Here is an 11382-nt window from a genome sequence, read left to right as displayed (position 1 = left end):
GCGATCAGAAGCTGAGCACCTCGACCTTGCCGGTGGTGAGCTGGTAGCGCGCGCCCACGATCATCAGGCGGTCATGCGCCAGCGCGTTCTGGATCACCTCGGAGCGGGTGACCAGCTCCTCGATCGTGCGCGCCACGTGCACGCGCTCGAAGTCGGCGTGCTCCTCCAGCTCGGATTCGCGCGCCTGCCACACGGACAGGCCCACCGTGCGCAGGATGATCGAATCGGCCTCGGCGATGCGCTCGTCCAGATCGGCCATCTCATCGGCGGCCTCCAGGGATCCGGCCGGGTCTTCGGTGGTGGCGGCGATCATGGCGTCCAGCTCGGCGGCGGCCGTGTCGATCGCCCCGCAGCCCTCGTGGCCCAGAATCACCAGCAGACTCACGTGCAGCTTGGCGACCGCGTACTCGAGCGAGGCGAGCACCGCGTCGTCGATGATCTGGCCGGCCGTGCGCACGGTGAACAGGTCTCCCAGACCGGCGTCGAACACGATTTCCGGGGGCACGCGCGAATCGGAGCAGGCCAGCACGGCCGCGTCCGGGTTCTGGCGGTCGATCAGCGTCTCGCGCGTGGTGGCGTCCTGCCACGGATGCTCCGGCTTGCCCTCGGCGAACCGGCGGTTGCCGGCCAGCAGGCGGCTCCATGTGGCGTTTGCGGTGGTGTCCTGATCGTCTCTGTTCAGCTGATCGTCCTCGGCCATGTGCGCTCCCGTCTACTGCGACCTGTGTTTCAAGGGTTATTTTACGGCCGTCGGGCGCATGGTCGTGCGATGCTCGCCGCCCGGGGAATCCGACACGCCGATGGGTGGGATGTTTGGCGGGCGGCGGTCGGGTGATTGTGAAATAGCAGGGACGATCGCGCGACGGCGGCGCGCTGAACGTCAAGGAGAAGATGATCAAGGACGGCACCGCGGTGGCATCCAAGGCCAAGAACATAGCTTCGTTCACGCTGAGCGACGCCGACAAGGTCGTCTCCCAGTCCGTGGGCAGCGTGGTCAAGCAGTACTCCTGGAAGATGATCTACGCCAAGTCCGCCGACGAGTTCAACTCCCTGAAGGATGAGATGATCTCCAAGGCCAAGGGTCTGGGCTACGACAAGATGGTCTCCCTCGAGCAAGGCTACGCGCAGAAGTTCTTCGACGCCCCCGAGGTCTGATCCGATCGTCTGATTTCCCCGTCATCCTGAGCACTGAGCCGTGAAGCGGGCAGCCCGGTGGGCTGCCCGTAGGCGAAGGGAGCCGCCGCCAAGGCGGCGACGGTCCGGCGCAGCCGGACACCGAAGGGCGTTCCCCGTCATCCTGAGCGGAGCCCAAAGGGCGGAGTCGAAGGATCCTTAACTTACGCACAAAGTTAAGGATCCTTCGGCTCCGCTTCGCTTCGCTCAGGATGACGGGGGAAGAACCTCGCTTCGCTTCGCTCAGGATGACGGGGAATTGCTTTTGCTGGCCCGGTTCGCCCGTGTGATGTTTCTCACCTGCGCCCCGGGCGTGGGAATGAGCAGGATATGGGACGATCGGGATAGGATGATTTTGGATGAACCACATCCGCACCAGAGTGCATTGAAAGGAACGATGATGACTCTTCTGCAGCACGAGCTTACCGATTTCAAGGTCCAGGCCTTCCAGAACAACGAATTCCACGAGGTGACCAAGGCCGATGTGCTCGGCCACTGGTCCGTGTTCTTCTTCTACCCCGCCGACTTCACCTTCGTGTGCCCCACCGAGCTTGAGGACCTCGCCGCCAAGTACGAGGACTTCAAGAAGATCGGCTGCGAGATCTACTCCGTGTCCACCGACACCCACTTCGTGCACAAGGCGTGGCACGACGCCAACGAGAAGATCGCCAAGATCCAGTACCCCATGCTGGCCGATCCGACCGCCCTGCTGGCCCGTGATCTGGACACCTACAACGAGGTGGACGGCATGGCCGAGCGCGGCGACTTCATCGTGAACCCTGAGGGCAAGGTCGTGGCCTACGAGGTCATCTCCTCCAACGTGGGCCGCAACGCCGACGAGCTGCTGCGCCGCGTCCAGGCTTCCCAGTTCGTGTACGAGCACGGCGATCAGGTCTGCCCGGCCAAGTGGCAGCCCGGCGAGGACACCATCGAGCCGAGCCTCGACCTGGTGGGCCTGCTGTAAGCCGTTCGATCGATCGTTCGATCACAGCGTATATGACGATTCCGAGCTCCCTCGCGCGAGGGAGCTCATCGTGTCTTAAGGAGTGTTTATGACCCAGACCAACAATCTGTACGATGTCGTAGTCATCGGCGGCGGCCCGGCCGGTCTGACCGCGGGACTGTACTTGGCGCGTGCCCGCTACCGCGTTCTCGTGCTTGAGAAGGACGATTTCGGCGGCCAGATCACCATCACCAACGAAGTGGTCAACTACCCGGGCGTGGGCCGCACCACCGGCCGCGCGCTCACCCAGACCATGCGCCAGCAGGCCAAGGACTTCGGCGCTGAATTCATGACCGCCGAGGCCACCGGGCTGGAGGTGGACGGCGACGTCAAGACCGTGCACACCTCGCGCGGCGACCTGAAGGCGTTCGGCATCCTCATCGCCACCGGCGCCAGTCCCCGCAAGCTGGGCTTCGAGGGTGAGGCCGAGTACGCGGGCCGCGGCGTGGCCTACTGCGCCACCTGCGACGGCGAGTTCTTCACCGGCAAGGAGGTGCTGGTGGTGGGCGGCGGATTCGCGGCCGCCGAGGAATCCGTGTTCCTCACCAAGTACGCCAGCAAGGTCACCGTGCTCGTGCGCGAGGAGGACTTCACCTGCGATGCCTCCGTGGCCGCCGAGACCAAGAACAACCCGAAGATCGAGGTCCACTACCGCACCGAGCTGCAGGGCGTGACGGCCGGCCAGGGCGGGCTGCGATCGGCCACCCTGCGCAATGCGGACACCGGTGAGACCACCGAATGGAAGCCGGCCGACGGCGGCACGTTCGGCGTCTTCGTGTTCGCCGGTTATGTGCCCGCCACCTCGCTGGTTCGCGATGTGGTGGAGCTGGACGACCACGGCTATGTGGTCACGCACGACTACCTGCAGACCTCCGTGCCGGGCGTGTATGCGGCCGGCGACCTGCGCGTCAAGAACCTGCGCCAGGTGGTCACCGCCACCGCCGACGGCGCGATCGCCGCCGTGGAGCTGGAGCGCTACGCCAAGCAGATGAGTGAGAAGACCGGTCTGGTGCCGCCGCGCCCCACCACCTCCGCGTACGAGCAGGCCGAGGCCGCCGCAGCCGCCGCCGCGTCCGGCCCGTCCGCCGCCGGCACGACCCCGTCTCCCGCGCCCGCCCGTCGCAGCGCCGATGAGGCCGCGGCCAAGGCACAGCAGGCCCGTAAGCCCGGCGAGCTGTTCTCCGACGCGATCAAGCAGCAGCTCAAGATGGTGTTCGGCCGCCTCGCGCGGCCCGTCACGCTGTCCCTTGAGCTCGACGACACCCCGCTTTCCGCGGAATTGCAGGGATTCGTGAATGAGATGTCCGCGCTGTCCGATGGCAAGGTGAGCGTGGCGGTGTCCTCGGATGGTACCCAGCTGGACGATTCCGGCCGCGCGGTCTTCGATCCGGCCGGCGTGCTGCCCGACGCCCGCCCGTGCGTGCGCATCTGCGTCCCCGGCACCGATGGCAAGCCGCAGCCCACCGGTCTGGCCTTCCACGGTGTCCCCTCCGGCCACGAGTTCAACTCGTTCGTGCTGGGCATCTACAACGCGGGCGGCCCCGGCCAGCCGATCGACGACGACCTGCGCGAACGCGCCACCGCCATCGCCGAGCCGACCGACGTGATGATCCTCGTCTCCCTGACCTGCACGATGTGCCCGGAGACCGTGCTGTCCGCCCAGCGCATCGCATCCCTCAACCCGTCCGTGCGCGCCGAGGCCTACGACATCTCGCACTTCCCCGAACTGCGCGACCAGTACGGCGCCATGAGCGTGCCCTGCATCGTCATCAACCGTGGCGGTGCCGCGGATGGTGGCGCCGCCCCGCAAGTGGAGTTCGGCAAGAAGTCCGTCGCCCAGATGCTCGACCTGATCGGGGCGTAGGGCCGGTCGAATACCAGATAATCGGCAGACGTGCATTCGCAGCGGACCAAATGGCCATCTACGTTTCCGTCTGCCGTTTTTCTTCGATTATCCTTCGATTACCGCAAAGTATGGGTAATAAACATCATTGACTTGCGCGAATAGGATATTGCTGTTTTCCTTATGTTCATAGATCTTGGTGCCTACAGGTAATTTAGTTGCAGATAGGTCTGTGAAATCTTTTTTAATACCGCTAACTTCGATGGTTCCAGCATATTGACCGATAGATGATTCGTTGATATTGATGTTATCAGAGTAGTTATGGTCATACTGGTATACCAAATGATTGAATACAAAAAAATCGGCATTCTTGTTTTTCTGTATTATGCATTGTGGATACATTGACGATACTGTATCTCTAGTGCAAGATTGTGACATGAACGGATCTCCGCACGAAGTCAGTAGTAACAACAGAATAAAAATGCCATATTTCCTATTGCTTCCTTTGGTCATGTGTATTCCGATCTATGAGATCATAATATGAATTCAATGATGATTTGTATAATGCCTTATCAAGTGTTTTAAATGATGAAATGTAACTGTAAACGCACCTTGTGTAAATGAAATTATAGTGTAAATATGATGATCTCAACTAGCCTCATCATTGATAGCTGCAAGAACAGGAATAACGATAAGATATCAGTAAAATGCAGATTAGGCAACATTGGCCCGAGCTGGCGTTTCTGTAGTACAAACGGACGGTTTTCGCTTCAAAATCGTCCGTTCGTACTACAAAGCCCGCAGCAACGCCACCAACAACGAGGAGGGCCCTCGCGGGAACCCGATCGGCAATGCCGACGAGTCCTGCGAGGGCCCTCCCATGCTGTGCCCGCTTAGAACCTGTGGATTTCCGGGCTGTTGTCCAAGTGCTCCTGCCACTTGTCCGGTTTGGGAAGTGTGCGGATCGGTCGCAGGGTCAGTGTGGGCAGCGCGAACAGCAGGATGAGGACGCCGAGCGTGACTGCTGTCGCCCGGTATCCGAAGTGCTGCATCGCCACGCCGGCCAGCAGGGTGGCGATCGGCGAGATGCCCAGCGACAGCATAGTTTCGCCGGCGGCCACGCGTCCCTGGTTGCCGGGACTTACGATCGACGCGCAAAAGCCACTGATCACCGCGTTGCCGGCCGGGAAGAGCAGCAGCGCGCAGGTGAGGATCGCGATCTTCACGATCGCGTTGTCCACCAGCGCAACGGTGACGGTGCAGATGCTCAGCATGGTCATGTCCACGATCACCAGAATGCCGCCGTTGACTCGGTCGATCATGAAGTTGGCGATCAGGGAGCCGATCAGGATGCTTACCGACAGCGAGGCGTTGAGCACAGTGGCAAGCAGCAGGCCTTGGGACGTGCCCGATTGGTTGGCGTCCAGCAGCGTGATGAGCATGAAGGCGTTGAAGCAGGGGAAGCAGAACATCTCGGCGATGAGCATGCGCCGCTGGAACGGGTCGGTGAGCAGCCACTTCAAGCCGCTGGTCGCTTCGATGACGAAGGAACGCAAGCGGGAGGACAGTGATTCATGGGCGGCGCCGTTCGTGGACTCATGCTTGTGCTCGGGCTTCCAATACCGTGTGATTCGCGTGGAGGCTATGGCTTCCAACAGGTTGAGCAGTGCGTTGGCGACCATCGGCACCCAGTTGCCGATCATCATAAGCGCACTGCTGATGGGGGCGCCGATCAGGTCGATCGCCGAATCGCGGCTGTAGTTCATGCTCATCACCTTCGGCAGCTGGGCGTCTGGTACCAGCCCGCGCAGCATCGTGTTGGATGTGCTGCCAAGCAACCCGGTTCGCGTGCCCAACACCAAAGCGAGAATGATCAGTGCGGCGTAGCCAAGCGGCGACAGAGCCAGCATGGCCGAGCAGCCGGCGAACATCACGAATCCGATCATGCCAAAGATGACCATAAGTTTCTTACGATCGTACCGATCCTGCAGATACCCGCCAGGCAGACGAAACACCGCGGCGCACGCGGTCATGATCGAATTGAGTAGCGTGGCCAGCACTGCGGATCCGGTAATGGATTGCGCGATCAATGGCAGTGCGAAGTCCTGGATGCTAGTGGACATCGACGTGCAGGAATCAGCCACGAACCACTTCCCGTAATCCGTCTCGCGCCACAAATTGACGGATTCATGATGCTTGTTGCCATTGCCTCCGGAGCCGTTGTTGCCGTTTGATGACTTCGTTGTCGTATTCATGGCGTTGTCCTTCCCCGAATGAAATTCAGAAACACGATCGCATATCTTCTCGTCACTGAAATGAGAAAACACTCCCAGTTTACTCGATCGGATGATGTAGAACGCCAAGGTGATATTCAGTTATTGTCACACGAAAGTATATAGTGTTAATTGTGTCTATATCATTGGATTGATAATTTTTGACTGTAAAGGGATATTGATTAGTATATCCCATACATTATTACTGGCATTAGTGTGAAGTGATCCATGGATGGATTCTAGGGATTCTCTTATGAGTTTCAGTCCCAATGATCCGCTGTCGATGGTATTGCTATCGATAACATTCGAAGAGGCGAGTAAGATTCCAGATTCTGCATTTATCTGAATAACAAAAGTGTAGTGATCTGGTAAACCATATTTTATAATATTATTAAAAATTTCTGATGATATTTCAGCTAATAGATTTATTTGATCTGATGACAGTAAAGATGTTGTTCCTATAATGACACACTTACCGTCAAAGCCTAAGTTCTTCAGTTTTTCGTCGAGTCGGTGTAAAAATATTTGAAGGTCTTCAGTTGTATAATTACTGATATTGGCAGAATTATCATTCTGAATATAAGTATTCGAATCCTTTATTGCTTCTCTTATTTGCTGATTGACAGATAGAAGGGTATGTTCAGCATTTTTGAGATTGTTGTTATTGTGTAATCTAATAAGAGAGATAGCATAGGAAATATCTCCTACTACATTATTGTGCAAATATCGTAGTAGATGTAGCTCCCTATCTTTTTGTTTCAGTTCACTCTCTAATGCAAGTTGCTTTGCTTTTTGATGAGCATTAATTTTCCTCTGATGTGCATATATTCCAATGCAAGCTGCGACAATGAATGTAGAGGACATCGTTGCTGCACTTGCTATAGCCATTCCAGCGTATATACTACTTGATGCAGAAATTAATGCGTTCGTAATCGCGAATGCTATCGTTGGAACTAATGATTCACCTGCGGTTGACATGATGGCTAATCCATACCAGGAGCCCCAGTAGATTGTTGGGGCATCTATGGTAAATGGGGCTATGAAACATGCAAGGCTTAGCATGGCTAGGGCACATGCTGATTTAAATGGTGATAAAACAATTGTCCATAGAAGAATACAATAAATTAGTGAGACAAGTATGCCTATGGGTGAAACAGGCGGCTGTATGGACATATCTACACAAGCAAGTAGAAAACAAATGATAGATCCAATGCTATACATTTTATTCTTTATTATTTGTTGCAATATTGCTTTGCGTTTCATATGAGTAGACCTTCTTCTGCACAGCGTGCTACAGCTTCAGCTCGACTATGCACGCCTAATTTTTCATAGGCGCGACGAGCATATGTTTTGGCAGTTTGCTCACTGATGCCTAATTTTCTTGCCATTACAGCATATGTAAGGCCGCGAGCTGACTGTCGGATGATTTCCAGCTCCATATTGGATAAAGGGGAAGCTTGATCTGATGATGTCCATCTTGATAATATATGATTATTGACAGCTTTTCCAAGAGTTTGTAATAGTTTTTCGATTGCTATATCTTTATGAACAATATTGCTGAAATGTGCATTTTTGAGTTGTGCATTATTGGTGGGAATTGGGAACGCTGTAATTCCAACTGTTGCTACAGTTGGATATAATTCATGAATATGTTGAGATAATGTCATACCATTTAAGTCTTCTAATTCAATATCAAGAAGTACAACGTTTGGGATTTCGATCTCCTTGCAATATAGCAATGCATCTTTTCCTGAAGTGCATGTCCATATGATATCCAAAGGAGAATGCTGTCTGCGAATTAGTATATCCAGAGCTTGTAAAGCCATTGCATCGTTATCCACGATGCCGAGTGCTACCGATTTGATTTCTCTATATTGCTTTCCCACATGATTAATAATAACTTAGAATTATTTGCATTATGCTATCGATGATCATTAATTGAATAAATGTGAGTGAGGACTTCACCGTCCTGATACATGGCATCTGTCCACAACAGTGCCCACGGCAACGAGGAGGGCCCTCGCGGGAACCCGATCGGCAATGCCGACGAGTCTTGCCAGGGCCCTCTCATACTTGTGCGCCGGAGCGCGTGCGGCCCGCCGAAGCGGACGCGCAACCCGCGGATCAGCCCGTGTTCTGGAGGCCGGCCGCGACGCCCGAAACGGTGCAGAGGATCAGGTAGATGAACCCTGCCTGCTGGTCCTTGCTGAGCTCCTCCTTGTCCACCTTCTTGCGCAGCGAACGAAGGGCGAGCATCTGGGTGACGGACAGCGCGTCCACATACGGCGAGCGGATGCGGATGGCCTGGCCGAGCACGTGACGGTGCTGCAGCGGCCACTCGTCACCCACGATCTTGAGGACCCACTTGCGGGTGAGCTCCATCTCGGTGAGCACCTTCTCGTTGAGATCCTCGCGGTCGCCCAGCGAAAGGTACATCTTGGCGATGCGCTCGTCGGTCTTCGCGATAGACATCTCGATGTTGTCGATGAAGGTGGAGAACAGCGGCCACTCCTCATACGCCTCGCGCATGGTCTCGAGGTCGCCGAACTTCTCGCACGCGGTGCCGAGGCCGTACCAGGCGGCCAGGTTGATGCGCGCCTGGGCCCAGGAGAAGATCCACGGAATGGTACGCAGATCGTCCAGGGACTTGGCGCCCAGACCGCGCTTGGCCGGGCGGGAGCCGATCGGCAGCAGGCCGATCTCCGTCAGCGGCGTGACCGTGGAGAACCACGGGGCGAAGTCCGGGGTGTTGAGCAGGTCGAGGAAGCGCTCGTGCGAGGCCTCGTCCAGCTCGGCCGCCATTTCGGCGTACTTGCGGGTCATCTCGGTGTTGCGCTTCTCCACACTGGGCGCGGACTGCAGCAGTGTGGCCGCCGCGACCGACTCGACGTGGCGGACCGCCAGCACCGGGTTGCCGTAGCGGGCGAAGATGACCTCGCCCTGCTCGGTGAGCTTGAAGCGGCACTTCACGGAGCCGACCGGCTGGGCCAGCACCGCGCGGTTCGCCGGGCCGCCGCCACGACCGACGGCACCGCCGCGGCCATGGAACAGGGTCAGATCGATGTTGTGCGACTCGGCCCACTGGGCGATGCGCTCCTGTGCGGAATGCAGGGCCAGTGTGGCGGAGGTGGGGCCGGCGTCCTTCGAGGAATCGGAGTAGCCGAGCATGACCTCCAGCTTGTTGCCGGTGGCCTTGAGCCTTGCTTGGACCTCAGGGATCTTGATCATTTCCTCGAGCACGTCCACCGAGTTCTGCAGATCCTCAAGCTGCTCGAACAGCGGGATCACGTCGATGACCGGCACATCCTCCGGATGGGCGAAGGCCAGACGGTTGAGCTCGAAGACATCCTTGATGTTCTGCGCGCTCTTGGTGAAGGAGATGATGTAGCGGCGGGCGGCCTTGATGCCGTTGCGCTTCTGGATGGAACCCAGCGCGCGGAAGGTGTCCAGCACCTCGTGCGTCATGGGCTGCAGCTCGCCGCGCTCGCCGTGCAGGCCGTGCTCGCGGATGTCCGCGAGGGCGCGGGCGTGCACCACGGAGTGCTGGCGGAACTCCATCTCCACCATGTGGAAGCCGAAGGTCTCAGCCTGCCAGATCAGATCCTGCAGGGGGCCGTAGGCGCTGCGCTTCGCGCCGGCGGCGGCCAGCGAGTGCTGGACCACCTTGAGGTCGGCGATGAAGTCGTCGCAGGTGTGGTACATGAGGTCGGCGTCGCGCAGGATGGTGTAGTGCAGGCGATCGGCGATCACCAGCATCACGGCGCGGTGGAGCTCCTTGGTGGAGATCAGCGCGGCCTTGTCCGTCAAGCGCTCGCTCATTTCCTTCTGATGGCTCCACAGGCTCTTGAGGTCCATGGACGGAGGCGTGGTCTCCGATTCCATCGTCAGGTTCTTGCCCACCGTGCGCGTGGCCTCCTCAAGGGCGGCCAGCATGTGGTCGGAGAACTTGCGGGCCACCTGGCGGCTGACCTTCGCGGTCACGTTCGGGTTGCCGTCGCGGTCGGAGCCGATCCAGCTGCCCGGGTGGAAGAACGCGGGGCAGACGGGCTCCACGAGTCCGGCCTTGTCGCCCAGCATCCAGTCGTCGAAGCGGCGGTACACCTTGGGGATGGTGTGGAACAGCGTGTTGTCGAAGATGTCGAGGATCGTGTCCGCCTCCTCGACCGGGGTCGGCTTCTTGAGCGCGATCGGCGAGGTGCGGAACAGCGCGTCGATCTCGTTGTAGAGACGACGGCAGTTCTCCTTCTTGTCCGTGCCGCCGAGCAGCTTGTGCTGCTCCAGCAGTTCGGAGATGCGGCGGATCTTGCCTTCGACGGCCTTGCGGCGGGCCTCGGTGGGGTGCGCGGTGAACACCGGGTGGAACTCCAGGCGGTTGAGCAGATCGCGGGCCTTGGCCGGTCCCATCTCCTGCAGCAACTGGTGGTAGGCCAGCGTCATCTCGTTGATCGGATCGACGGCCTCGTTCTCGCCCACGCTGGCCTCGCGGCTGTGCAGCACGGAGACGCGGTAGTTCTCCTCGCACAGGTTGGCCAGATGGAAGTACGTGGCGAAGGCGCGCGCCAGCAGCTGGGCGTCGTGCAGGTTCATGGCGTCGATGGTCTTCACGGCCTCGGCCAGTCCGTCCTCATCGGGATTCGGATCGGTCAATCCGCCGAAGTGCTCGGCGCTCGCCTCCACGGCGTACGCGCGGACGGTGTCGAACTGGGCGAGCAGGTTCTTGTCGAACTCGCCCAGGACGTCCCTCAGGATGCGCAGGCACAGGTCCATGTCCTGCTTGAGGGAAGTCGGCAGATCATGCTCCTCGGGGCCCTTCTTGCCCGTGCCGGATGTCAGGATGCTGGCGTCCGCGGCATTGATCTGTTGATCTTGTGTTGTCATCAACCCTCCTTTACCGGGCCTCCGGTTGCTCGTCAACCGCCCTTCCGCGGCTCCTCCGCGGTTGTGTGGGGACGGACGTACCAAGCCCAAAGCCTTGAGCCCGATTGGTTCAGTGCGCACCATTCTAGGCGCGAAATCGACACTTTTATTACGAGCGGTTGCATGGTGGGCGGGGCTATCAGGTCCGGCGGGCGCAGGCGGGAATTTCTGGG

8 protein-coding genes are annotated in these 11382 nt (G+C 58.3%); 3 read left to right on the top strand and 5 right to left on the bottom strand.

From position 1 onward, the window contains the following. Nucleotides 1-4: 4 nt before the first annotated feature. Nucleotides 5-700 carry a carbonic anhydrase gene (locus tag EMO90_RS09585; protein WP_150354197.1) on the bottom strand — a complete coding sequence of 232 codons (696 nt, stop codon included), beginning with the start codon at nucleotides 698-700 and terminating at the stop codon, nucleotides 5-7. 191 nt (nucleotides 701-891) lie between these two features. Between EMO90_RS09585 and EMO90_RS09580 the strand changes: the two genes are divergently transcribed. The 3 genes from EMO90_RS09580 to EMO90_RS09570 all read left to right on the top strand — a co-directional run bounded on the left by EMO90_RS09580 (nucleotide 892) and on the right by EMO90_RS09570 (nucleotide 4040). Beyond that, on the top strand, nucleotides 892-1155 hold the full coding sequence (locus EMO90_RS09580) for a hypothetical protein (RefSeq protein WP_150354196.1): 264 nt from the start codon (nucleotides 892-894) through the stop codon (nucleotides 1153-1155). A gap of 418 nt (nucleotides 1156-1573) precedes the next feature. Continuing rightward, on the top strand, nucleotides 1574-2137 hold the full coding sequence (gene ahpC / locus EMO90_RS09575; protein WP_150354234.1) for an alkyl hydroperoxide reductase subunit C: 564 nt from the start codon (nucleotides 1574-1576) through the stop codon (nucleotides 2135-2137). Nucleotides 2138-2225: 88 nt separating this feature from the next. Then, the gene (locus tag EMO90_RS09570; RefSeq protein ID WP_150354195.1) at nucleotides 2226-4040 is read left to right on the top strand and encodes an FAD-dependent oxidoreductase; all 1815 of its coding nucleotides are present in this window, start codon (nucleotides 2226-2228) and stop codon (nucleotides 4038-4040) included. A gap of 872 nt (nucleotides 4041-4912) precedes the next feature. On the opposite strand, the gene EMO90_RS09565 is transcribed toward EMO90_RS09570, so the two are convergent. The 4 genes from EMO90_RS09565 to EMO90_RS09550 all read right to left on the bottom strand — a co-directional run bounded on the left by EMO90_RS09565 (nucleotide 4913) and on the right by EMO90_RS09550 (nucleotide 11170). Further along, nucleotides 4913-6274 carry an MFS transporter gene (locus tag EMO90_RS09565; RefSeq protein WP_150354194.1) on the bottom strand — a complete coding sequence of 454 codons (1362 nt, stop codon included), beginning with the start codon at nucleotides 6272-6274 and terminating at the stop codon, nucleotides 4913-4915. Nucleotides 6275-6430: 156 nt separating this feature from the next. Continuing rightward, nucleotides 6431-7555, bottom strand: a complete 1125-nt coding sequence (locus tag EMO90_RS09560; protein WP_150354193.1) for a sensor histidine kinase — start codon at nucleotides 7553-7555, stop codon at nucleotides 6431-6433. After that, nucleotides 7552-8178 (bottom strand): response regulator transcription factor, encoded by a 627-nt coding sequence (locus EMO90_RS09555; RefSeq protein WP_150354192.1) that lies wholly within the window; start codon nucleotides 8176-8178, stop codon nucleotides 7552-7554. The genes EMO90_RS09560 and EMO90_RS09555 overlap by 4 nt, the downstream gene beginning before the upstream one ends. Before the next feature lie 238 nt (nucleotides 8179-8416). After that, nucleotides 8417-11170 (bottom strand): phosphoenolpyruvate carboxylase, encoded by a 2754-nt coding sequence (locus EMO90_RS09550; RefSeq protein ID WP_150354191.1) that lies wholly within the window; start codon nucleotides 11168-11170, stop codon nucleotides 8417-8419. Nucleotides 11171-11382: the final 212 nt, after the last annotated feature.

The sequence above is a fragment of the Bifidobacterium vespertilionis genome, assembly GCF_008698145.1.
In the GTDB taxonomy this organism is placed as follows: domain Bacteria; phylum Actinomycetota; class Actinomycetes; order Actinomycetales; family Bifidobacteriaceae; genus Bifidobacterium; species Bifidobacterium vespertilionis.
Note: the sequence above shows the minus strand (reverse complement) of the source record. Positions and strands in the feature narration are given on the sequence as shown.